The organism is Agromyces sp. GQ35, from assembly GCF_059758475.1.
In genome coordinates this window covers 1010116-1031208 of sequence record NZ_JCAXEO010000001.1, presented here as the reverse complement: position 1 = coordinate 1031208, position 21093 = coordinate 1010116, and the positions used below count along the sequence as shown (strand labels likewise).

The window sequence follows — 21093 nt, the reverse complement described above, 5'->3', positions numbered from 1 at the left end:
CTTCGGAGACAGGGCTGAAATGCACGAAGGGCCGACCCGAATGGGCCGGCCCTTCGTGACTCGGTCGGGCACTCAGCGAGCGCGAGCCAAGGCGGCGTTCACCAGCGAGCTGTAGAGCGTTGAAGCATCCGTGCCCGATGCCTCGATCGCGAGCGGCACGAGTGACGTCTCGGTGAGGCCTGGAATCACGTTGGCCTCGAGGAACCATGGAGTGCCCGACGCGTCGACGATGAAGTCGATGCGCGAGAGATCACGAAGTCCGAGCGTGCGATGTGCGAGCACGGCGGCCTCCGAGACGGCGGTGATGGTCGCATCATCGAGCCGTGAAGGCGCGTAGAACGTGGTCTCCCCCGCGTTGTATCGCGCTTGAAAACTGTAGACGCCGGTCGTCGGCTCGATCTCGACGGCCGGGAGGGCGCGCGGGCCGTCTCCGGTGTCGACGACGGCGACCGCGATCTCCGTCCCGACGATGCGTCGTTCGACAACGGCGACGTCGGCGTAGGTGAACGCCTCGACCATCGCTCGGGGCAGGTCATCGGTGTCCTCGACGATCGAGACGCCCTGAGCGGACCCGCCTGACGCCGGCTTGACGACGATACCGCCTTCGAGAGCGGATCGAACGACGTGCAGAACGCTGGATGCGCCGAGCTCACGAAAGGACTCGTGCGAGAGCACGATCGACTCGGGAATCGCGACGCCGGTCGCGCCGAGGAGCGAACTCGCGACGGGTTTCGACCACGCTCGCCTGGCCGCAGCTCCCGATGATCCCACCGTCGGCATGTCGATGGAGTGGAGCAGATCGAGCAGCGAGCCGTCTTCTCCGCTCGATCCGTGCAGTGCCGGGAAGACGACGTCGGGCTGCTCGCTCACCAGGTACGGGAGCAAGCTCGCATCAGGGTCACGAAGCACGACGCGATGTCCGGCCGCGGTCAGGGCGTCGGCGACCCGGCGTCCTGAGCGCAGCGAGATGTCGCGCTCATGTGAGATGCCGCCCGCGAGCACGACGACGAAGAGATCGGCGGAATCACTCATGATCAGGGTTTTCTCCACTACTTCAGATCAGACGGCGGCGCGGAATCGTAGTCCGCACTCGGCGGGAGCTGGAGTTGTCCAGTGCCGGCGAACGTATCGAGGAGGTCGAGTTCACCGTTGATGACGGTCGCGAGGCGGCGAATGCCGAGCCGGATCGCCTCGGGCGTCGGATAGCAGAACGACAATCGCATCGCGTGGCGCCCGCGCCCATCGGCGAAGAATGCGGTGCCGGGCGTGTAGGCGACCAACTCCTTCACCGCTCGAGGCAGCATCTGCTTCGAGTCGAGCACATCGGGCATGGTGACCCAGACGTAGAAGCCGCCGTTGGGGTTCGTCCAACTCAACTGCGGCAGGTGCTCGCCCAGCGCGTCGATCATCGCGTCCTTCCGCTCGCGATACACACCGCGGAACGTATCGATCTGGGCTCGCCAATCGGTGGTCGCCAGATACTCGGAGACGACGAGCTGGCTGAAGGAACTCGGTGAGAGAATCGCTGATTCGGCCGCGAGGATGAGCTTCTCGCGAATCGCATGTGGTGCGAGAGCCCAACCGACGCGGAACCCGGGGGCGAGCGTCTTCGAGAACGAGCCGAGATAGATGACGCCCTCGGGGTCGAGTGATCGCAGCGCATTGGGTGCCGGCTCGTCGAAATGCAGCAGCCCGTACGGATTGTCTTCGAGCACGAGGATCTCGTTCGCCCGACAGATCTCGAGGATCTCGGGGCGCCGCTCCGCCGAGAGCGTCACGCCGGCGGGGTTATGGAAATTCGGGATCGTGTACAGGAACTTGATGCGTCGGCCCTGGCCGCGGAGCGCAGCGATGGTCTGCCGGAGTGCTTCGGGAATGAGGCCCTGTTCGTCCATCGCGACGTGCACGACGTTGGCCTGGTACGACCGGAAGACGCCGAGCGCACCGACATAGCTCGGTGACTCCGCGAGGATCACGTCTCCGGGGTCGATGAAGAGCTTCGCGACGAGGTCGAGCGCCTGCTGCGAGCCGGTCGCCGTCACCACATTGTCGACCGCACCGCGAATGCCCTCGAGTGACATCACCTCGAGAATCTGTTCGCGAAGTTGCGGAATTCCCTGACCAGAGCCGTATTGAAGAGCCATCGCGCCCTGTTCGCGCATGACCTTCTCCATCGAGGAGACGATGAGTTCATGCGGGAGGGCGGAGACGAACGGCATGCCGCCGGCGAGCGACACCACTTCGGGCCGGGAGGCGACGGCGAAGAGGGCTCGAACTTCTGAGGCGGCCAGCCCGGCGGCTCGCTCGGCGTAATTCGCGTACCAAGGGTCGAGATTGTTGCCGGTCCGCTGGGGGACGCCGTCAGTTGCCACTGCGCTGCTTCCGTTCTGTTCAGGATGTCCATGCTAGTTGCTGGCCACCGGGTGGATCTTTCGCGGGACTCCACGTTCGTCGCGTGCCGAAGACGCGAAAGACCCGCCCGGCTTTCGCCGGACGGGTCTGAAGTTCGACCGCCGACTACGAGATGTAGGCGGCGAGGTCGGCCTCGAGTGCGGGCTTCGGCTTGGCGCCGATGACGGTCTTGACGACCTCGCCCTTCTCGAAGACCTTGAACGCGGGGATCGCGGTGATCTGGTACTTCATCGCGAGCTGCGGGTTCTCGTCGACGTTGAGCTTGACGATGTCGAGCTTGTCGGCGTGCTCGCTCGCGATCTGGTCGAGGATCGGGCTGACGGCACGGCACGGACCGCACCATTCGGCCCAGAAGTCCACGAGGACAGCCTTCTCATTGTTGAGGACCTCCTGCTCGAAGGTGGCCTCGGTCACTGCACGTGCAGTCATTGCGTTCTCCCTTTTCGTGAAGCCTTGCGGTGGAATTCGTGAGTCCGAGGGGATGCCGCGGTCAGGTGGCGTGGCGGCATCCGTGTCGCCGGGACCGGGCGCGCCCGCTCAGTTGACGGCAGCGAACTCGGTCTCGAGGATTGCCTCGGCTGCGTTCTCGTTGCCGAGGGCTGCGAGGTAGTGCTCGGCGTCGAGCGCAGCGGCCGCGCCGGAGCCCGCCGCCGTGATCGCCTGACGATAGTGCGGGTCGACGACGTCGCCTGCGGCGAAGACGCCGGGAAGCGAGGTCTTCGAACTCCGACCCTCGACGGCGATGGTGCCTTCGGCCGTCAGATCGAGCTTGCCGTGCACCAAGTGCGTTCTGGGATCGTTTCCGATGGCGATGAACAGCCCATCGAGGTCGAGGCCGCGCTCGTCACCGGTCGCGGTGTCGCGCAGCGTCACTCCGGTGACGGCGTCGGTGCCGTGGATCGCCGTGATCTCGGCGTTCCAGATGAACTCGATCTTCTCGTTGTCGAACGCGCGCTGCTGCATGATCTTCGACGCCTTGAGCGTGTCGCGACGGTGGATCACGTAGACCTTGTCGGCGAAGCGCGTGAGGAAGGTCGCCTCCTCCATCGCGGAGTCGCCGCCACCGGCCACGGCGATCGTCTTCTGACGGAAGAAGAAGCCGTCGCAGGTCGCGCACCAGGAGAGACCGTGCCCGGAGAGCACCTCTTCTTCGGAGAGGCCGAGCTTGCGGTAGGCCGAACCGGTCGCATAGATGACGGCGGCGGCCTCGTGTTCGTCGCCGTTGCCCAGCTTCACGCGCTTGACGGGGCCGTCGAGCTCGAGCTCGACCACGTCGTCGTAGACGACCTCGGTTCCGAAGCGCTCGGCCTGTGCCTGCAGCTTCGTCATGAGGTCGGGACCCATGATGCCCTCGGGGAACCCGGGGAAGTTCTCGACCTCGGTCGTGTTCATCAGCTCGCCACCGATCTCGACGGAACTCGCGATGAGCAGTGGTTTCAGCTGCGCGCGGGCGGCGTAGATCGCGGCGGTGAATCCGGCCGGGCCGGAACCGATGATGATGATGTCGCGCAAACCCGCTCCCGTCGTTGCTGGTGGTTCGTAGCATTCAACGAATCGGATGCCACGACATGCTCAACACAGTCTAAGCGGCGGGTATTCCGCACCCGGTCGGTGATCCCGTGTGTGACGGATGCACCGTGGTCGGGGTCGTCTCGGGTACCCGCGCCCGGCGTGGTCGGCGTGCTCAGCGCCGACGGAGACGCGCGAGGACGGGGGCGGCGAATCCACGCAGCTCGGGCGAGTGAAGCACCCAGAGGCCGGCGAAGTACAGCACCGCCATCACCGTTCCGATGATCGCCATGGAGATGATCGCGCCGAACACGCTCGAGAGCGCGAAGCCGGAGGCCTGAGTTCCGCCGAGCACGAAGAGCAGGGTCACGCCGGCGAGGACCGGCAGAACGAGCGCCACGCCGGATCGGAGGAACGTGACCGCGATGCGCCGGCCGTCGAGCGGGCCGATGCGCCGTCGAAGCAGCACGATGGCGACGATCAGTTGCACCAGACCGGCCAGGGTGGTGACGGCCGCGATGCCGAAGGCGACCCAGGAGGTCGGGAGGGCGATGCACGCGAGCGCTCCGGAGATGAACAACACGACCTGCACGAGCGTGAAGAAGAACGGCGTCTTCGTATCGCCCAGCGAGTAGTAGGTGCGTTGCACGATGAACAGCACACTGAAACCGATGAGACCGATGACGTAGGCGATGATCACGTTGCCCATCGACCAGATGAGCGGCTCGACCTCGGTGAAGACCCGTGCGAAGAGGTAGGCGCAGACGATGAGCACCGCGGCCGCCACCACGATGATGACACCGACGCCGCGCACGGCACTCGAGAGGTCTGCGCGGACCCGATCGACCTCTCCGACAGCAGCATGCTCGCTCATGCGCGTGAAGTAGGCCGTTGCGATCGAAACGGTGATCACCGAGTGCGGCAGCATGAAGATCAGCCACGCGGTCTGCAAGACGAACACCGAAGCTTCGTCGCCCGAGTTCGCTGAGACGCCGACCACGGAGGTCTCGACGAATCCCGCGACCGTGGTGAGGAGGAGCATTCCGAACGTCCAGCCGGCGATGCCGGCGGTCGAGCGGAGGCCGACGCCCCGCCACCGGAAATCGGGCCGATAACGCAAGCCGGCGTGCCGCCAGAACCAGAACAGGATCAACGCTTGGAGTGCGACTCCGAGCGTGGCGGAGCCGGCGAGAAGGGCGACCATGCCGGCGCTCCACTCCCCCGCCGACCTGAGCCCATCGGGATCGGCGCCGAAGATCACCGCGAAGAGTCCGAGACCGGCCAGAGCGACGAGGTTGTTCAGCACCGGCACCCAGGTGAACGGTCCGAACACGCGACGGGCGTTCAGCACCTCTCCGAGCAGCGAATACATGCCGTAGAAGAAGATCTGCGGCAGGCACCAGTACCCGAACGCGACCGCGAGCGAGAAGACGCCGTCGCTCATTCGGGAGCCGATCAGCAGCGTCAGCACCGGGGTCAGCAGCGTGGCGAGCACCGCGGCTCCGGCCAGGATCGTGAACCCCAGCGTGACGATCTTGTTGATGTAGGCCGAGCCGCCGTCGGCATGCGCTGCCGATCGCACGATGAGCGGCACGAGCACCGCGCTGAGCACGCCACCGGCTACGACGACGTAGATCGTGTTCGGGAGCTGATTCGCTGCGGCGAACGCGTTCGCACCTGCACCACTGGCGCCGATGACGGCAGCGAGCAGCGCGGTCTTCACGAAGCCGAGGAGGCGGGAGACGATCGTTCCCGACGCGAGGAAGACGCTTGCGCGTCCGATGCGATCCTCAGCCATCACGGCGCTCGTTGTCGGGGTCCCCGGTGCCCGCTTCGTCGACCGGTGCCGCGGCATCCGTCGAGGCATCCGCGTCGGGTGCAGCGGTGTCGGGAGCAGTCGTGTCCGCGGCCGCGTCAGCCTTCTCGGCCCGCTGCTTGCGAAGGCGGCGGATGTTTCGCCACACGCCGATGCCGAAGAAGGCGACGGCCACGATGCCGAGGATCGCGGCACCGAGTCCCTCCCAGTCGGCCTGCACGTTCGCGGGGATCACGACCGGTGAGCCGATCGGGACCCCGGCCGTGGAGGCGAGCGAGACCGTGAGATTCACCTTGCCGTTGCCGATGCCGGCGGCGACCGGGACGCGAACGATGCGGCGCGACTCGGGCTCCACCGTCACAGTCGCCTGGTCGTCGACGATGAGGCGGCCGTTCGACGGGTCGACGTCGACGACGACGGTCACGGGATACGGCAGGGCGTTGAGGATCGTCGTTGGCACGCCCGTTTCGCTCGAGACCACGGTGATCGGGCTGCTCGGTACGACGGACACGGCGCCGATCGTGCTGCGCTGCGTCAACAGCCATTGACCGACGGCCGTGTCCCACGCCTCGCGGTCATCGAGCCACGCGACGTCGAGCAGAGCCAGCAGGTCGCGCCGAGCCGGCCCGGACAGGAGGCCGGGGTCGTCGAGCACTGTCGAGAAGGCGGCGACGTCTGCCTCGGCTCGCACGAGCCGGTCGACGTTGGACCGGCGGGGATCCTGCTCGGGAAGATCGACGAGTGCGCGATCGACCGGGGGAGCACCGATGGCGTCGGAGAGCGAAGCGGGTATCACCCCGGCGTTCGCCGCGAGCGCGTCGAGCGTCGCGGCGACCCTGGCGGACTGCGTGCCGGCGCTCCGGTCGAAGGTGGCGAGCAGGGTGAGCGGGCGAGCGCTCGTGGTCGCCCCCCCGAGCGCGAGTTCGGCGCCGAGCAGGCCGGCCGCTGCGCGCCACTCGGCGTCGGTCAGCGCTTCGGATGCTTCGCGCAGCGGCGCGGTGAGCCGCGAGTCGGCGGCGACCGCCGTCGCCGCATCGACGTTCGACGCTGCGTTCGACCATGGCTCGACCGGCACGACGTTGCCCGGGGCGAGAATCGCCGTGGTCGAACCCGCGGCGGCGAGAACGCCGAGATTGCCGACGGCGACCGTGTCATCGGCGGGCCAGGTGATGTCGGTGCGGGTGTACGGCCACGCGAGGAGGTCTTCGGTGCTGGGCACGCCGCCTGGGGCCGGGGTCGAGGGCGTGGCGGTGGGCGTTGGTGTCGCGTCGGTGGGTGGCACGTCGCCGCCGCCCTCGCCCGAAGCGTCGACGGTGAAGTCGTCTGGATCGAGGATGTCGGCGAAGGAGATGGGTGCGAGCGGCGACGGAAGGCCGAGCTGCACCTGCGCTGCGACGTCGGCGTCTGCATACGCGAGCGGGAATATCTCGTTCGGCAGCCCACTGAGACGGTCGAGCCAGGCGAGCGCCGACGGCGGCGCTGCGGTGCCGAGGGCGCGGATCGATGCGACGATACGCGGGTCGATCGCGATCGCGACCGGCCGGCCGGCCACCGCATCGAGCTGACGGGCGAGAAGGCCGAACGGCGAGGTCCAGCTCTCGAGATCATCGGCGCCGATGATGCCCGCGCTCGACGCGGGCACGGTCAGCGGATAGGCGAGCGCGAGCGAGATCGGGTCGGACGCGGCCGCTGCGCTGTTGGCGTAGGCGTCGGTCGCGGCCGCCACGAGTGCTCCGTCGACCACCAGCTCCGCGCCGAGCCCGACGACCGGAGCGTCGTCGACCTCGTCGATGACGTCGGGCGCAAGCGTGACCGAGATCACCTCGACCGCGCCGGGAGCGAGTGCACCCGCTTCGGCATCGGCCAGGGCGATGCCATCGAGCGCCTGCGGCGCCACGGCCTCTGCCTCGGGTGCCTCGGCGTCGTCGCCGCCCTGCTCGAGCCACGCGTCGAGCTCGACGACTGCGTCGATCGCGTCGGCCGAGCGCATGACGCGAAGGCTGCCCGCAGCGATCGTCTCGGTCGTCGTGTTCTCGATCTCGATCTCGAGGGTGATCGGGGCGCCGGGCGTGATCGTCGTGCCGACCGTCGGTGCCACGCGCATGACGACACCGCCGGTCGAGGGCGCAACGGCAGCCGAGGCGACTCGGGCCGTCGACGCATCCAGCGACGCGTGGGCCGTCAGGGGCGCCGTCACCAGCATGGCGATGGCCGCGCCCGTGGCGCCGATGCCGGCCATGGTGCGGCGGGGACGGTCGGCGAGACGCGCGAAGCATCGGCGCGCGGCATCCGTCGATTCGACCCGTGAGCGCCGACGGCGCGCAGGGTTCGACTCGGGCACCATGCTGGCGATTCTACGGCGTGGCCGCATGGCGTTCGCCCGGCCGTCCACAGGGGACTCCGGTGGCCGTTTAACATGGATGCATGCAGAGTGTCGCGGCGGCCCTCGACCGGCTGGGCGAGCTGGCGGCTTCGCCGACGGTTTCACGACTGGCTGTCGCGTTCGAGGCATCGGGCCACGAGCTCGCACTGGTCGGCGGCCCCGTTCGCGACGCATTCCTCGGCCGCGCGGTCAACGATCTCGACTTCACGACTGACGCCACCCCCGACGAGATCCTCTCGATCGTGAAACCGATCGCCGAGTCGACCTGGGACATCGGGCGTGCGTTCGGCACCATCGGCGCGAAGATCGCCGGGGAGCAGGTCGAGATCACGACGTATCGCGCCGACGCCTACGACGGCAGTTCGCGCAAGCCCGAGGTGGTCTTCGGCACGACCCTCGAAGACGACCTCGCGCGCCGGGACTTCTCGGTCAACGCCCTCGCCCTGCGCCTGCCGAAGCTCGAGCTCGTCGACCCGTCGGGCGGGGTCGAAGACCTCGTGGCGCGTGTGCTGCGCACCCCCGCCGCGCCTGAGCAGTCGTTCGGCGACGATCCGCTTCGGATGCTGCGTGCCGCGCGTTTCTCGGCCCAACTCGAGTTCACGGTGGAACCGGCGACGTTGCAGGCGATGACAACGCTCGCGCCAGAGATCGACCGCATCTCGGCCGAACGAGTGCGCGACGAACTCTCGAAGCTGCTGTTGACGCGGTCGCCCCGCGGCGGCATCCGTCTGCTCGTGGAATCGGGTCTCGCGCAACGCGTGCTTCCCGAACTGCCCGCCCTCTCGCTCGAGCGCGACGAGCATCACCGGCACAAGGACGTCTACGAGCACAGCCTCACCGTGCTCGACCAGGCCATCGAGTACGAGATCGCGCGCGGCGTGCTCGACTCCCCCGACCTCGTCGTGCGGCTCGCGGCGCTGCTGCACGACATCGGCAAGCCCGCGACCCGGCGATTCGAGCCGGGTGGCGCGGTGAGCTTCTACCACCACGACGTCGTCGGCGCGAAGCTCGCCCGCAAACGCCTGCGTGCGCTGCGCTTCGACAACGACACGATCGCCGCGGTCTCCCGCCTCATCGAGCTGCACCTCCGCTTCTTCGGCTACACCGACGCTGCGTGGACCGATTCGGCGGTGCGCCGGTACGTGCGTGATGCCGGAGACCAGCTCGAACGACTGCACATCCTCGCGCGAGCCGACGTGACGACGCGCAACCGGCGCAAGGCCGATCAGCTCGCGTTCGCCTACGACGACCTCGAGGAGCGCATCGCCGTGCTCGCCGAAGAAGAGGAGCTCGCCGCCGTGCGCCCCGAGCTCGACGGCGCCGACATCATGCGCCTGCTCGACGTGCAGCCGGGTCCGGTCGTCGGCGAGGCCTACCGCTACCTGCTCGAGGTGCGTCTCGATGAGGGGCCCATCGGCCCGGATGTCGCGACCGAACGGTTGCGCGCCTGGTGGGCGGCGCGTGGCGCCGACGCAGCGCCGGACACGGCCGAGGGCGCCCGCGGCTGAATGGCGTCGGCACGAGGCATCCGCTATGCTGTCAAGGTTGCCCGTGTGCCGCGATTGTGCGGCCTCCACTGGTGACGTATGCACAACCCTCCTGCTGCAGAGATCCTGTGGCCGTTTGAGTCCGAAGGAGGTGGGTTAGTCATGCACCAATACGAGCTGATGGTAATCCTCGATCCCGAGATCGATGAGCGCACCGTTGCTCCCAGCCTTGACAAGTTCCTCAACGTCATCCGAAACGATGGCGGCACTGTCGACAAGGTCGACATCTGGGGACGCCGTCGTCTGGCGTACGAGATCAACAAGAAGAACGAGGGCATCTACGCCGTCGTCGACTTCACCGCCGAGTCCAAGACCACCGATGAGCTCGACCGCCAGCTGAACCTCAGCGAAGCCGTCATGCGCACCAAGGTCCTGCGTGCGGAAGAGGCGATCGCTCAGGTCGCCGCACACCAGAAGGCCCAGGAGGCGAAGGCCGCGAAGAAGGCCGCCGCTTCGGCGAAGGCCGGCGCGAAGGCAGCAGCTGCTGCCGCCGCTCCCGCTGCTGCAGTCGCCGCCGCTCCCGCATCGGCCGAGAAGGACGCCTAGTCCCCATGGCCGGCGAGACCATCATCACCGTGGTGGGCAACCTCACTGCAGATCCCGAGCTGCGTTACACGCAGAACGGCCTCGCGGTTGCCAACTTCACCATCGCATCCACTCCCCGTACGTTCGACCGTCAGGCGAACGAGTGGAAAGACGGTGAAGCGTTGTTCCTGCGCGCGAGCGTCTGGCGTGAATTCGCCGAGCACGTCGCCGGTTCACTCACCAAGGGTTCCCGGGTCATCGCTTCCGGGCGTCTCAAGCAGCGTTCCTACGAGACGAAGGAAGGCGAGAAGCGCACCACCATGGAGCTCGAGGTCGACGAGATCGGCCCGAGCCTGCGCTACGCCACCGCGTCCGTGACGCGCGCCCAGTCCAACCGTGGCGCAGGCGGCGCTGGAGGCGGCTCCTTCGGGGGCGGCGCTGGTGCCGACGAGCCGTGGGCACCCAGCACTCCCGCAGCAGCAGCCCCCCAGGGTGGCGGCAGCGGCGGCGATGTCTGGAACACCCCCGGCACGAGCTACGGCGACGAGACCCCCTTCTAGGCCCAGCCTGCTCGCAGGCGCAGAGGCCGGTGAGCGGATGCCTCGAAGCATCCGTTCGCTCGAATCGTTTTCAATCAGACAGGAAAGACAATGGCTGGAAAGTCGAGCGGCGATCGCCGCAAGCCGACCCGCGGGAAGGGCGCGAAGAACGCCGCCCCGGCGAAGTCCATCAAGGTCGGTGTCATCGACTACAAGGACGTCGCAACCCTTCGCAAGTTCATCTCCGAGCGTGGAAAGATCCGCGCCCGCCGTATCACCGGTGTCTCCGTGCAGGAGCAGCGCCTCATCGCCCGCGCCGTCAAGAACGCGCGCGAGATGGCCCTTCTGCCCTACTCGGGCTCTGGCCGTTAAGGAGCACGACAATGGCTAAGGTAATTCTCACGCACGAGGTCACCGGCCTCGGCACGGCCGGCGACGTCGTCGAGGTCAAGAGCGGTTACGCTCGCAACTACCTCGTTCCCCAGGGCTTCGCTGTGGCGTGGTCGCGCGGTGGCGAGAAGCAGGTCGAGCAGATCAAGGCGGCCCGCATCGCCCGCGAGCTGCACTCGCTCGAAGACGCGCAGGCCCTCAAGGCCAAGCTCGAGTCGAGCAAGGTCAAGCTGGCCGTCAAGTCCGGTCTCGGCGGTCGCCTCTTCGGCTCCGTCAAGACCGCTGACATCGCGGCCGCCGTCGCGGCAGCCGGTCTCGGCGAGATCGACAAGCGCAAGATCGAGATCACGGCGCCCATCAAGGCGACCGGTGACCACGAGGCGACGGTTCGTCTGCACGACGAGCTCTCGGCGACGATCACCCTCCAGGTGGTCTCGGCGAAGTAACTCGCAGCACACGCAAGCGGCGGTTCGGGCTTCGGTCCGGGCCGCCGCTTCGTCGTTTTCGCGTACACCCGTCGCGTCTGTCGCGCAAGTCGAGATCGGAGTTTGCTGAGACCGTTGTACACAGGTCGACCCACAGCGGCAGTGGAGTTTCAAAGAAGTTTTCACTCACAGGTGTGTATAGAAAAAATGCCAGGTCAGGTTGAAATTCAACTCGTGTAATTCACACGAATTCCACAGTTGTCCACAGGCTGAGTGCACACCTTCTACGGCGTTTCGCCCAGTTTGTCCCCAGAGTTATCCACAGGCCAGGTTGTGTACTCCACAGGCCTTCCCTATCGTGAAGCAGCGTCCCTTCCACCTCGTCTGCAGATCCGGTCGGCCAGCCATGTCGGCGGCTCCCGGGAGACTGGGTGGCGGGCGCGGGTCGCTCGCCCGTTTGAGCCGAACCGGAGGTCATGGAGTTGTCGATCGCGCACATCGGGCTCGCAGAACCGGCCGACGACGAGGGTTCCGCCCGACGGGGCGAACGCGTTCCTCCGCACGACCTCCTCGCCGAGCAGAGCGCGCTTGGCGGCATGATGCTCTCGAAAGACGCCGTCGCCGACGTGATCGAGACCGTGCGCGGCGTCGACTTCTACGTGCCGAAGCACGAGGTCGTGTTCAACGCCATCCTCACGCTGTACTCGCACGGTGAGCCGACCGACGTGATCGCCGTCACCGATGAACTCACGAAGACCGGCGATCTGCAGCGTGCCGGCGGCGTCGAGTACCTGCACACGCTCACGAGCATCGTGCCGACCGCGGCGAACGCCGGCTTCTACTCCTCGATCGTCGCCGAGCGCGCGCTGCTGCGCCGCCTCGTCGAGGCCGGCACCCGCATCGTGCAGATGGGGTACCAGGGCGAGGGCGAGGTCACCGACCTCGTCAACAACGCGCAGGCCGAGATCTACAGCGTCACCGGTTCGGTCGAGACCGAAGACTACGTGCCGCTCTCCGACGCGGTGACCGCGGCGATCGACGAGATCGAAGCGGCCAAGCACACCGACGGCAAGTTCACGGGCGTGCCCACTGGGTTCGCCGACCTCGACGACCTGACCAACGGGTTCCACCCCGGCCAGATGATCATCGTCGCGGCGCGACCCGCCATGGGAAAGTCGACGCTGGCGCTCGACTTCGCCCGCGCGGCATCCATCACCAACGACCTGCCATCGGTGTTCTTCTCACTCGAGATGGGTAAGAGCGAGATCGCGATGCGACTGCTCTCGGCCGAGGCATCCGTGCCGCTGCAGATGATGCGCAAGGGCACCGTCGACTCCCGCGACTGGACCACGATCGCCGCGACGCGAGGGCGCATCAACGACGCACCGCTCTACCTCGACGACTCCCCCAACATGACGCTCGTCGAGATCCGCGCCAAGTGCCGGCGGCTCAAGCAGCGCGTCGGGCTCAAGATGGTCGTCATCGACTACCTGCAGCTGATGACGAGCGGCAAGCGCGTCGAGAGCCGCCAGCAGGAGGTGTCGGAGTTCTCGCGTGCGCTCAAGCTGCTCGCGAAAGAACTACAGGTACCGGTCATCGCGCTGTCGCAGTTGAACCGTGGCCCAGAGCAGCGCGCCGACAAGATGCCAGCCCTCAGCGACCTGCGCGAATCGGGCTCGATCGAGCAGGACGCCGACATGGTGATCCTGTTGCACCGCGAGAGCGCCTATGAGCGCGACAGCCCGCGTGCCGGGGAGGCCGACCTCATCGTCGCCAAGCACCGCAACGGGCCGACTCGCACCATCACGGTGGCGTTCCATGGCCACTTCTCGCGGTTCGCCGACATGGTCCAGGCGTAACCGCCAAGTTGTAAGTTCTCACGCAGCCAGTCGATCTCTCGTCGCAGTCGCAGCGTTCGGCCCTACGCGAGCGATTGCAGGTAGGCCACGAGAATCCGCTCGAGCTCGCGCACGAGCGCGCCGCGCTCGGCGTCGGGCGCGGCGACGATCAGGGGCATGAGTCCCTGCACCATGTGCATGACGACGAGCACCGTGCGTTCGAGGTCGCCGTCGTCGAGTTGCGGCAGGAGGCGCGCGACTCCCACTCGGATGCGCCCGTGAAGGTTCTCCCTGACGGGGGCGACCGCCTCGAGCATGCTCGCCGGCATGTCGGTGCGTGCGAAGAGAGCCTTGTAGCCGGGGTTCGCCCGGTTGAACTCGACGAGGGGCACGATGGCCGCGTGCACGGCGGATTCGAGGGTCGCCGGCTCGACGCCACCCGTGCCGAGCTCGACGCCGCTCAGCTGCTCGGCATATCGTTCGGACAGCGCGTTCGCGATGTCCTCCTTGTTCTTGAAGAACTGGTAGAGGGAGCCCGGCGAGATGCCGGCTCGCGCCGCGATCGCATTCGTCGTGGCGGACTCGTAGCCGAGGTCGCCGAAGGTCTCGGCCGCCGCGAGCAGGATCTGGTCGATCCGCGCGCGACCGCGGGCCTGCCGCTTCGTTTCTTGGGAATCCGCTGACATCGCACTCCATACGTCGACAAACACGAGTAACTGCTCGTATTCTTTTTTGCGACTACTTGCTCGCATATTCTAGGTGAGGTTCGACGTGATCGCCCGTGCGGTGTCCAGGTTCCCCAAGTCCGTCGTCGCGGCATCCGTTGCCGTCTTCATCGTGTTCGCGGCGCTCGCCGTCACCGCCATCGAGTCGCTCTCGCTCAATCGCTACGACGCCCCGGGCTCGGAGTCGGTCGCGGCGCGCCAGCTCCTCGCGGAGCGCTTCAACACGAGCAGCCCGAACATCGCCGTGCTCGTCGAAGCGAAGCGGGGCGACGTCGACGATGCCGACGTCGCCGCGGCCGGAGCGGGGCTCACCGAGCAGATCGCCGCCTTCGATGGCATCGGGGATGTTTGGTCGTACTGGTCGCCCGAGGGTCCGGCGAGCCTCGCGAGCAGCGAGCGCGATTCCGCGGTGATCCTCGCCTGGGCCGGCGGCGACGCCGATCACGTGCGCGGCGAACTCCTCCCCGCACTCGAGGCGGAGGTCATCGCGGGTGCCGAGGATGCGGCCATCGCCGTGCAACTCGGTGGCAGCGATGAGGTGTTCCGAGCCGTTGCCGAGCAGGCGCGTACCGACTTCCTCCGTGCCGAGCTGATCATCCTGCCGCTCGTCATCGGGCTGCTCTGGCTCGTCTACCGGAGGTTGAGCGCCGCGCTCGTCACGATGGCCGTCGGGCTCTTCTCGGTCGCCGGCACGCTCGCGATCCTGCGAATCGTGTCGGAGTTCACCGACATCTCGACCTTCGCGTCGAACATCGCGCTCGTCATGGGCATCGGCCTCGGCGTCGACTACGGGCTCTTCATGACCTACCGCTTCCGGGAGGAGCTCGCCGCCGGCCGCGAGGTCGCCGACGCGGTCCGGGCCTCAGTGCGCGCGGCCGGGCGCACGATCGTCTTCAGTGGCGCCACCGTCGCGGCGGCACTCGCCGTGCTCTTCGTGTTCCCGTTCCCATTCCTCTCGTCGTTCGCCTACGCGGGCATCGCTGTGGTCGTGACCGCGGTCATCGGATCGACGGTGCTGCTCCCGGCCGCGCTGCGGTTGCTGGGACACCGGGTCGCGCGGCCCGAGCGGGCGGCGTTGGCCGGCACGGCCGTGGCGGCGCCCGAGCAGGGCTTCTGGTACCGCACCGCGACGCGCGTCATGCGCCGTCCCGCACTCGCGGGCGGGCTCGGACTCGTCGTTCTGCTCGCCCTCGGCGCGCCGGCGCTCGCAACGAACTTCGGCCCGCCCGACGATCGGATCCTGCGCGCGACGCAGCCGGTCCGCGCGATGTACGACACGATCCGGTCGGACTTCACGGCGGAGGACGCCGATGCCGTCTACATCGTGACCGAGTCGGCGACGGATGCCGCGATCGCCGCGTACGCCGAATCCGCCTCACGGCTCGACGGCATCGAGCGCGTCGATGCCGCGACCGGCGCGTACGTCGACGGTGAGCGTATCGGCGACCCCGGGCCGTTCGGCGCCGACCGGTTCCGCAACGGCGACGCCGCATGGATAGCCGTGCTCCCGACGACCGAGCGACTCGCCGCCGACCCGATCGACCTCGTCAGCGACATCCGTGCCCTCGATGCGCAGTTCGACGCGGTCGTCGGCGGCTACCCCGCCGAGCTCGCCGACTACCGGGCCGGCGTCCTCGAGCGATTCCCGCTCGTCGCGGGGCTCGTCCTGCTCGTCACCTTCGTCATGCTCTTCCTCATGACGGGGAGCGTCGTCGCACCGCTCAAAGCCTCGATCCTGAACCTCCTGTCGCTTTCGGTGATGTTCGGGGTGCTCGTCTGGGGGTTCCAGGAGGGCGGCCTCAGCGGCATCCTCGGATTCGCGCCGACCGGCGCGATCGAGCCGAGCATCCCGCTCCTCATGTTCTGCATCGCGTACGGGCTCTCGATGGACTACGAGGTCTTCCTCCTCGCCCGCATCAAGGAGGACTACGACCGCACGGGCGATGTCGTCGCCTCGGTGCCGCGTGGCATCGCACGCTCGGCGCCACTCGTGAGCTCCGCCGCGCTGATCCTCGCGATCTCGTTCGGCGTCTACGCGACGAGCGAGGTGACCTTCCTCCAGCAGCTCGGCATCGGCATGGCCCTTGCGGTCGTCGTCGACGCCACCATCATCCGCGGGGTGCTCGTGCCGGCGTTCATGCGCCTGGCCGGGCGCGCCAACTGGTGGGCGCCACCATTCCTCCGCCGCTTCCACGATCGCTTCGGGTGGCGTGAGGAGCTGGACGTCGCGGGCACCGCCGCACCGGCGCGCGCGACGGCGGAGGCGATGTCATGAGCCGGTCCGTCCTCGTGGCCGGGACGGCATCCGGTCTCGTGCTTGTCACGTTGGGGCTTCAGTGCAGGGATCGGAGGCGTCGAGGTGGCTCGTGATCGCCGTCACCACCTCGCCCATGTCAGGGTATGGGAACGGGTGACCGGTGTCTTCCAGCCAAAGTCCGCGGGCGGAAGGGATGGCTGCGGCGAGTCGGTGCCCGTGCTCGATCGGCAGGAACGCGTCGGCGTTCCCATGTATCACGAGGGTGGGTGCCGTGATCGTGCCCAGAAGCGGGTATCGGGAGCGGGTCACGGCGACAGCAGCCTGGTGCTGCAGCAGTGCACGGAGGTTGAGTCCGTTTCGTTCGCGCAGGTCGTAGAGAACGATCCTGGTCCACTCTTCCACGTCGACAGGTTCGTCTCCGCCTTGCGAGACCAGCCCCGCGAGCATCTCCTTCACGAGATTCGTTTCGCCGCCGAGCAAGCGGTACCGCAACAGCGGAAGGCCCGCTATCGCGGACTGGATCAACGGCCAGGTCCGTGGTCCGGGCATAGCGGCGTCGGTGGGGTCCGCCGATGTCGACATGAGGGTGAGCGACTGGACACGCTCGGGGTATTCGATCGCGACCTCTTGGGCGATGAAACCTCCGAGGGAGAGCCCGAGCACGTGAGCGCGGTCGATGCGAAGCTCGTCGAGGACGGCGATCGCATCGTTCGCCATGTCGATCAGCGAGTACGGATGCTCTCGGCTCCATCCCGTCATCCAACTCGATGCGCCGGTACCCCGGTGGTCGTACCTGACCACTCGGTATCCCGCCGCCGACAGGGCGCGCAGGAATGCGGGCGGCCAGAACAACGAGCCCACACCGAGTGCGATGTTGAGCAATACGACACCCTTCTCCGCACCGGCAGGAGGGATGGACTCGTACCAGATCCGGACCCCGCCGGACTGGGCGTACCCGGTCGTGCCGTTGACGACTCCCGTCACGGGACCGGAACGGATGCGGGCAATCGTTCTCTCGGTGCCGGGCGGCAGACGGGGCCCTCGCCAGGCAAGAAGCGCCGCGAGTCCGGCAAGCCCCAACGCCGCCGATGCCAGCACCACCCATTTCCTCATCGGCTCAGCTTACGAGCGCGGCGGACGCCTGAACACGGTCGGTATCGCTGGCCACGAACCGGATGTCGCTCAGCGAGAGACGGCCACGCGGAGCTCGGGAAGCTCTCGCACCGCCGGGAGCCGGGACGCGAGCACGACCGCCAGCTGCGCGGCGAACACCACGGCGGCCACGGCGATGCACCACTCCATTCCGAAGGCGGCCGCGATCAGCGCACCCAATCCGGCGCCGATCGGGCGAGCACCGTAGGTGGAGACAACGAGCAGAGATGACACTCTGCCGATCATGCGTGACGGAGTGACGGCCTGTCGCAGTGAGGTGGTGGATATCGACCAGAGCACGGGTCCCAGCCCGAACAGGAAGAACGATCCGAGTGCGAGGACCGGGGTCGGCAACCACAGGGTGGTCATCATCAGGCACGCGGCGACGAACCCGCCGACCGGTCCCAGCGCCGACATCCGCCCCAGAGTGATGCGTTTCGACAGTGGCCGGGCTGCCAGCGCACCGATGACCATGCCGGCTCCGAACACTCCCATGGCGATCCCGACGGTCGCCGGTGTCATCCCCAGATTCCTCAGGGCGTAGACGACGAAGATCGACTGGATGAGGAACCACCCGACGTTGAAGATCATCGATGTCACGATCATCGGGCGGAGAAGTTCGTGCGAGAGCACGAACCGCAGACCGTCGGTGATCTCTCCCAAGACTCTCCGGGACGTCGGTGCCGTACGGGCGATGTCGATCCGCGCGAGCAGCGCCACCGCGGCACTGCAGGTGATCGTCGCCACCACGAAGGCCGTCTCGGCGCCGGCGACGGATACGATCGCACCCGCGATGACCGGCCCGGAGATGAAGGCGATGCTGCGCCCGAGCTCGAGCCACTGGTTGGCATCCAACAGCCGATCGCGGGCGACGAGTTGCGGCACGGCTGAAGGAATCGCCACTCCGACCCCGACGGTCCCGATCGCGCCGACGAAACCCACGATGAGCAACGCCTCGAAGGTAAGCCAATCCATGAGGATCAGCACGACCGTGCACCCCAGCGTGAGCGCACGCAGGGCTTCCGAGGCGACCAGCACACGTTTCGCAGAGGACCGATCGACAATCAATCCGAACGGAATGGACAGCAGGAGAAACGGGAGCGTCTGCGCGACCTGAAGGAGGGCGGTCTCCGTCGCTCCGGCGCCGAGCACGAGCACTGCCGCGAGGGGCGCAGCGACGAGAGCGATCTGCTCGGCGAACTGGGTGAGGACGCTCGACCAGGCGATGCGGGTGAACCGGGCGGGAAACGGACGGCGTCGGTCAGAGGACATACTCGGATTCCAGCAGCAACGTCGGCGCTGCTCCGGCGGGAACCGGACATCGCATCCTGCGCCGAGTCGGCACGCGAAGGAACACGGCTGATACTCCCGGTCCTTGGTCCGGCGTGCAGGATGGGGAGGTGACCGATACGGATACGAACGGCCTCGCCCTCTCGCGGGCGTATTTCCTCGAAGTCGTGGGCCCGATACTGGCGGAGCGGTTCCCCAACCTTTCCTATTCCGCTGGTCGACTTGGCGCTGGCTCTGATGTCCTCGGTCTCGACGACGCTGTATCGCGCGATCACGACTGGGGCTTGCGGCTCAACCTGTTCGTGCCGGATGCCGCAGTAGCTGACGTCGACCTGGAGCTTGAGCGGCTTCTCCCCGGCAGCTTTCGCGGGTTGCCGATCCGATTCACCTTCACCGGTCAGACGGAGCGGCGGCACCAGGTCGAAGTGCGTAGTGTTTCCGACTTCCTGAACGCGCATCTGGGTTTCGATCCTCGTGCGGACGCGTCGGCCCATGATTGGCTATCGCTCTCAGGGCAGGCTGCACTCGAAGTCGTCGCCGGTCCGCTCTTCACCGAGACTTCCGATGAACTTGTCTCAGCTCGACGGGCGCTCGAATGGTATCCCGACGATATCTGGCGGTACGTGCTCGCCTGCGACTGGATTCGCATCGAGCAGGAACTCCCTCTGATGGGACGCGCAGCTGACGTCGGTGACGACGCAGGCTCCCGCATCATCGCTGCTCGCTTGGTCCACACCGCAATGCACATGGCGTTCATGCTGGAACGCCGCTGGCCGCCGTATGCAAAGTGGTTCGGCACGCTCTTCCAGACCTTGGAGTGCGCAGGTGAGGTGGGTGAGGCGCTCGATTCCGCACTCCGCGCCGACGACCTGACCGGTCGACAGCTCGGCATCGCCGCCGTACTGGAGTCGCTCCTCCAGCGGCAGAATGCCCTCACCTTGACCGCGACGACACGAGCGACGATCCCATTCTGGGATCGGCCATATCTGCATCCCGACCCGGAAATCGTTGCCCAACTCCTTGCCGGGGTAGTGGATCAGAGCGTCCGGCGTCTGCCGCGAGGCCGCGGGTCGGTCGATCAACGGACTGACAATGTCGATGTCCTCGTCGACGTCGAAGCACGCAGGGCCGCAGTCGCACACTGAGCCGCCGGATCGCCCGAGAGACGACCCTTCGCGGCGACAGTGCGCCTGACTTCAGGCGGTCGCCGCCCAGAGGGCGGAGAGCAGCGCTTCGATGTGTTCGGGCGGGACGCGGCCAGGTTCCACGACTTCGAGCCGGTCGACCGCGCCGAGCACCGCGGCGGTCACGGCGAGAGCGAGTTCCCGGTCTTCGAAGGAGAGGAGGTCGAGCGCTGCTGCGTTCGCGACGAACGCAGCGAGCCAGGAGTCGTCGGCGGCCACGTCGGTCCCCGCGAGCACGGTGCGCAGCGCAGGGCGCAGGGTGAGGAGCGCACCCAGCCTGCCTGCGCCGGCGTGGAATGCACTCCAGAACTCCGCAACCGTCGTGCTGGGGGTCCATTCCCCGAGCGCCGCCCCCACTTGTCCGCGGGCATCGTCGCGCACGGCATCGATGAGGTCGTCGCGGCCGTCGAAGTAGTTGTACATCGCCGAGCGCGAGACGCCGGCGGCCTCGGCGACGTCGAGGAGTGACATGTCCGGGAGGCCTCGCTCGGCGAGGTGATCGGCCGCGATGGCGAGGATGCGGGCCTGCTCATCACTGGGGAGTCGACGGAATCGAGGAAGCACCACGGCCACAGCCTATGCGGCGGCCTCGGGGCGGAGTGCCGCGATCCGACGGTGCGTGACGATGGTGAACCACCAATGCGCGGCCCAGACCGCGAGGGCGAGCGCGCCGGTAGCCACTCCGACGACGCCGGGGAGCAGAGAGGCGATCTGAAGGGCGCACCACAGGAATCCAAGCGCGAGCCACACGCGCGTGGCCCCGAGCCCAGTGCGTCCGTCGCGCCGGAGGCTCGTCCCGAGGTCGGCGATGATGAAGAAGTCCTCGACGAAGTTGAACGGAACCGCGAACATCAGCCACACCGAGCGGGGTGAGCGTACCCGTGCCTCGGGCCGAACTGTCGCCTGCATGCGCTGGAGTGTGCGGCAGTAGAGCGCGACGAGGCCGAAGAAGACGGAGATCGCGGCCGCCGAACCCCAGAGGCCGAGCGCAGCGACCTCACCGAGGATGCCCGCGCCCCAGCTCGGCGCCCACAACGGCTGCGTGAGCAGCCCGACGACGGGGATGGTGAGCAGGATGGTGATCAAGCGCATCTCACCATC

Annotated in this window: 19 protein-coding genes; 8 read left to right on the top strand and 11 right to left on the bottom strand. The window is 67.4% G+C overall.

Annotation, left to right across the window (positions count from 1 at the left end):
* Positions 1 to 72: 72 nt before the first annotated feature.
* The 6 genes from AC6CH0_RS04840 to AC6CH0_RS04815 all read right to left on the bottom strand — a co-directional run bounded on the left by AC6CH0_RS04840 (position 73) and on the right by AC6CH0_RS04815 (position 8081).
* Positions 73 to 1032: a D-alanine--D-alanine ligase family protein gene (locus AC6CH0_RS04840; RefSeq protein ID WP_498098631.1), complete on the bottom strand. Its 960-nt coding sequence runs from the start codon at positions 1030 to 1032 to the stop codon at positions 73 to 75.
* Between the two features lie 17 nt (positions 1033 to 1049).
* The gene (locus AC6CH0_RS04835) at positions 1050 to 2372 is read right to left on the bottom strand and encodes an aminotransferase-like domain-containing protein (RefSeq protein WP_498098630.1); all 1323 of its coding nucleotides are present in this window, start codon (positions 2370 to 2372) and stop codon (positions 1050 to 1052) included.
* A gap of 145 nt (positions 2373 to 2517) precedes the next feature.
* Complete coding sequence (gene trxA / locus AC6CH0_RS04830) at positions 2518 to 2841, bottom strand: thioredoxin (RefSeq protein ID WP_157428045.1); 324 nt, start codon at positions 2839 to 2841, stop codon at positions 2518 to 2520.
* Positions 2842 to 2949: 108 nt separating this feature from the next.
* Positions 2950 to 3924: a thioredoxin-disulfide reductase gene (gene trxB, locus AC6CH0_RS04825; protein ID WP_498098629.1), complete on the bottom strand. Its 975-nt coding sequence runs from the start codon at positions 3922 to 3924 to the stop codon at positions 2950 to 2952.
* A 172-nt stretch (positions 3925 to 4096) separates the two neighbouring features.
* A complete protein-coding gene (gene murJ, locus AC6CH0_RS04820; RefSeq protein ID WP_498098628.1) occupies positions 4097 to 5719 on the bottom strand; it encodes a murein biosynthesis integral membrane protein MurJ in 1623 nt (540 codons plus the stop codon).
* Complete coding sequence (locus tag AC6CH0_RS04815; protein ID WP_498098627.1) at positions 5712 to 8081, bottom strand: DUF6049 family protein; 2370 nt, start codon at positions 8079 to 8081, stop codon at positions 5712 to 5714. The genes murJ and AC6CH0_RS04815 overlap by 8 nt, the downstream gene beginning before the upstream one ends.
* An 80-nt stretch (positions 8082 to 8161) precedes the next feature.
* Here AC6CH0_RS04815 and AC6CH0_RS04810 point away from each other — a divergent pair, with 80 nt between their 5' ends.
* From AC6CH0_RS04810 to dnaB, 6 genes are all read left to right on the top strand, one after another.
* Positions 8162 to 9628 carry a CCA tRNA nucleotidyltransferase gene (locus AC6CH0_RS04810; RefSeq protein ID WP_498098626.1) on the top strand — a complete coding sequence of 489 codons (1467 nt, stop codon included), beginning with the start codon at positions 8162 to 8164 and terminating at the stop codon, positions 9626 to 9628.
* A 141-nt stretch (positions 9629 to 9769) separates the two neighbouring features.
* Positions 9770 to 10213 (top strand): 30S ribosomal protein S6, encoded by a 444-nt coding sequence (rpsF, locus tag AC6CH0_RS04805; RefSeq protein ID WP_498098625.1) that lies wholly within the window; start codon positions 9770 to 9772, stop codon positions 10211 to 10213.
* Positions 10214 to 10218: 5 nt separating this feature from the next.
* On the top strand, positions 10219 to 10752 hold the full coding sequence (locus tag AC6CH0_RS04800) for a single-stranded DNA-binding protein (protein WP_022892390.1): 534 nt from the start codon (positions 10219 to 10221) through the stop codon (positions 10750 to 10752).
* A 90-nt stretch (positions 10753 to 10842) separates the two neighbouring features.
* Positions 10843 to 11103 carry a 30S ribosomal protein S18 gene (gene rpsR, locus AC6CH0_RS04795; RefSeq protein WP_022892391.1) on the top strand — a complete coding sequence of 87 codons (261 nt, stop codon included), beginning with the start codon at positions 10843 to 10845 and terminating at the stop codon, positions 11101 to 11103.
* Positions 11104 to 11114: 11 nt separating this feature from the next.
* Positions 11115 to 11567, top strand: a complete 453-nt coding sequence (gene rplI, locus AC6CH0_RS04790) for a 50S ribosomal protein L9 (RefSeq protein ID WP_498098624.1) — start codon at positions 11115 to 11117, stop codon at positions 11565 to 11567.
* A gap of 461 nt (positions 11568 to 12028) precedes the next feature.
* Complete coding sequence (gene dnaB, locus AC6CH0_RS04785; protein ID WP_498101030.1) at positions 12029 to 13405, top strand: replicative DNA helicase; 1377 nt, start codon at positions 12029 to 12031, stop codon at positions 13403 to 13405.
* 62 nt (positions 13406 to 13467) lie between these two features.
* Here dnaB and AC6CH0_RS04780 read toward each other — a convergent pair whose 3' ends face one another.
* Positions 13468 to 14070 carry a TetR/AcrR family transcriptional regulator gene (locus AC6CH0_RS04780; protein ID WP_498098622.1) on the bottom strand — a complete coding sequence of 201 codons (603 nt, stop codon included), beginning with the start codon at positions 14068 to 14070 and terminating at the stop codon, positions 13468 to 13470.
* 73 nt (positions 14071 to 14143) lie between these two features.
* Here AC6CH0_RS04780 and AC6CH0_RS04775 point away from each other — a divergent pair, with 73 nt between their 5' ends.
* Complete coding sequence (locus AC6CH0_RS04775) at positions 14144 to 16384, top strand: MMPL family transporter (protein ID WP_498098621.1); 2241 nt, start codon at positions 14144 to 14146, stop codon at positions 16382 to 16384.
* A 45-nt stretch (positions 16385 to 16429) separates the two neighbouring features.
* Here AC6CH0_RS04775 and AC6CH0_RS04770 read toward each other — a convergent pair whose 3' ends face one another.
* Together AC6CH0_RS04770 and AC6CH0_RS04765 are read right to left on the bottom strand one after the other, a co-directional pair.
* On the bottom strand, positions 16430 to 17479 hold the full coding sequence (locus tag AC6CH0_RS04770; RefSeq protein ID WP_498098620.1) for an alpha/beta fold hydrolase: 1050 nt from the start codon (positions 17477 to 17479) through the stop codon (positions 16430 to 16432).
* A 69-nt stretch (positions 17480 to 17548) separates the two neighbouring features.
* On the bottom strand, positions 17549 to 18790 hold the full coding sequence (locus AC6CH0_RS04765) for an MFS transporter (protein ID WP_498098618.1): 1242 nt from the start codon (positions 18788 to 18790) through the stop codon (positions 17549 to 17551).
* 128 nt (positions 18791 to 18918) lie between these two features.
* On the opposite strand from AC6CH0_RS04765, the gene AC6CH0_RS04760 reads away from it, so the two are divergent.
* Positions 18919 to 19953 (top strand): DUF4037 domain-containing protein, encoded by a 1035-nt coding sequence (locus AC6CH0_RS04760; RefSeq protein ID WP_498098617.1) that lies wholly within the window; start codon positions 18919 to 18921, stop codon positions 19951 to 19953.
* Positions 19954 to 20004: 51 nt separating this feature from the next.
* Here AC6CH0_RS04760 and AC6CH0_RS04755 read toward each other — a convergent pair whose 3' ends face one another.
* Together AC6CH0_RS04755 and AC6CH0_RS04750 are read right to left on the bottom strand one after the other, a co-directional pair.
* Positions 20005 to 20559, bottom strand: coding sequence for a TetR family transcriptional regulator (locus tag AC6CH0_RS04755; protein WP_498098616.1), 555 nt, complete (start codon positions 20557 to 20559; stop codon positions 20005 to 20007).
* A gap of 9 nt (positions 20560 to 20568) precedes the next feature.
* Complete coding sequence (locus tag AC6CH0_RS04750; RefSeq protein ID WP_498098615.1) at positions 20569 to 21084, bottom strand: hypothetical protein; 516 nt, start codon at positions 21082 to 21084, stop codon at positions 20569 to 20571.
* Positions 21085 to 21093 lie beyond the last annotated feature (9 nt).

Coding starts and splice junctions, on each gene's coding strand:
- AC6CH0_RS04765 (WP_498098618.1), bottom strand. CDS start 18,790: ATGTCCTCTGACCGACGCCGTCCGTTTCCCGCCCGGTTCACCCGCATC.
- rplI (WP_498098624.1), top strand. CDS start 11,115: ATGGCTAAGGTAATTCTCACGCACGAGGTCACCGGCCTCGGCACGGCC.
- AC6CH0_RS04770 (WP_498098620.1), bottom strand. CDS start 17,479: ATGAGGAAATGGGTGGTGCTGGCATCGGCGGCGTTGGGGCTTGCCGGA.
- rpsR (WP_022892391.1), top strand. CDS start 10,843: ATGGCTGGAAAGTCGAGCGGCGATCGCCGCAAGCCGACCCGCGGGAAG.
- trxA (WP_157428045.1), bottom strand. CDS start 2,841: ATGACTGCACGTGCAGTGACCGAGGCCACCTTCGAGCAGGAGGTCCTC.
- AC6CH0_RS04840 (WP_498098631.1), bottom strand. CDS start 1,032: ATGAGTGATTCCGCCGATCTCTTCGTCGTCGTGCTCGCGGGCGGCATC.
- murJ (WP_498098628.1), bottom strand. CDS start 5,719: ATGGCTGAGGATCGCATCGGACGCGCAAGCGTCTTCCTCGCGTCGGGA.
- AC6CH0_RS04780 (WP_498098622.1), bottom strand. CDS start 14,070: ATGTCAGCGGATTCCCAAGAAACGAAGCGGCAGGCCCGCGGTCGCGCG.
- AC6CH0_RS04810 (WP_498098626.1), top strand. CDS start 8,162: ATGCAGAGTGTCGCGGCGGCCCTCGACCGGCTGGGCGAGCTGGCGGCT.
- AC6CH0_RS04815 (WP_498098627.1), bottom strand. CDS start 8,081: ATGGTGCCCGAGTCGAACCCTGCGCGCCGTCGGCGCTCACGGGTCGAA.
- AC6CH0_RS04750 (WP_498098615.1), bottom strand. CDS start 21,084: ATGCGCTTGATCACCATCCTGCTCACCATCCCCGTCGTCGGGCTGCTC.
- rpsF (WP_498098625.1), top strand. CDS start 9,770: ATGCACCAATACGAGCTGATGGTAATCCTCGATCCCGAGATCGATGAG.
- AC6CH0_RS04800 (WP_022892390.1), top strand. CDS start 10,219: ATGGCCGGCGAGACCATCATCACCGTGGTGGGCAACCTCACTGCAGAT.